At 66.8% G+C, this 1,105-nt stretch carries 1 protein-coding gene; it reads left to right on the top strand.

Translation table 11 applies throughout. From position 1 onward, the window contains the following. Positions 1-87: 87 nt before the first annotated feature. A protein-coding gene (locus ACOVRJ_RS22990; RefSeq protein ID WP_422046148.1) for an IS630 family transposase occupies positions 88-1,105 on the top strand; the annotation gives its coding sequence in 2 pieces (ribosomal slippage) (positions 88-577 and positions 577-1,105; 1,019 coding nt annotated over the 2 pieces). This gene is flagged as partial in the annotation.

Raw genomic sequence — 1,105 nt, 5'->3', positions numbered from 1 at the left:
ACTGACTCGTCGCGAGGGGATTCCTCCGACGCGGTTAAGTGTGATTCGCTGCTCCCTGAAGGCTCCGGCTGATATGGGAATGTCGCTGTGGTTGCACCTGTTGAACTGACCCGCCGCGATGTTTCCGCGTCCGATCTTCGTCGGTTTGCGCGCCAGTTGAAGACTGGCCGGGAGGCCTGCCGCCTTCTGGCCATTGCGATGGTGCTGGAGGGCGCGTCTCGGTCGGAGGCAGCTGCTGCGAACGGGATGGATGTGCAGACGCTGCGCGACTGGGTGCTGCGCTACAATGCGGATGGCGTGGCCGGGCTGCGCGACCGAGGCGGTCAGGGGCGTCGGCCCGTCTTGTCGCAGGAGCAGTTGGCGGCACTGAAGGCGGTGGTGATCGAAGGACCGGACGCCGCACGCGACGGCGTGGTGCGGTGGCGTTGCGCCGACCTTCAAGGCTGGCTTGCGCAGCAATTCGGGATCAGCGTGCATGAGCGCACGGTCGGCAAGCTGCTGCGCCGGGCTGGGCTGACACGCCTGCAGCCGCGTCCCTACCATCCCAAGAAGGATGCCGAGGCGCAGGCGGCGTTTAAAAAAACTTCTCCAGCCTGGTAGCCGACAGCCTGCCCGCCTGGGCCGCCGGCAAGCCGGTTGAGATCTGGTTCCAAGATGAGGCCAGGGTCGGTCAGCAGGGCACGCTGTCCTATGTCTGGGCGCCTGTTGGCGCACGTCCGGCTGCGGTGCGGGACAACCGCCATGACTCGGTCTACCTGTTCGGTGCTGTCTGCCCGGACCGAGAGACCGGGGCTGCGATCATCATGCCGGCGGCCAACAGCGAGGCGATGGCCGAGCATCTGGCGGAGATATCCCGCCGCGTGACCGCAGGTGCCCATGCCGTGGTGGTCTGCGACGGCGCCGGCTGGCACCAGCCCGGGCGCCGCCTGGTGGTGCCCGACAACATCAGCCTGCTGCGCTTGCCGCCCTATGCGCCGGAGTTGAACCCGGTCGAGAATATCTGGGAATACCTGCGGGCCAACAAGCTCAGCATGCTCGTCTGGGACAGCTACGACGCCATCCTGCACGCCTGTCGCGACGCCTGGAACTGGCTCATCGCCGACCC

It is taken from the genome of Roseateles sp. (assembly GCF_049240545.1).
Classification (GTDB): Bacteria; Pseudomonadota; Gammaproteobacteria; order Burkholderiales; family Burkholderiaceae_C; genus Paucibacter_A.
This window is presented reverse-complemented; position numbering and strand designations above follow the sequence as displayed.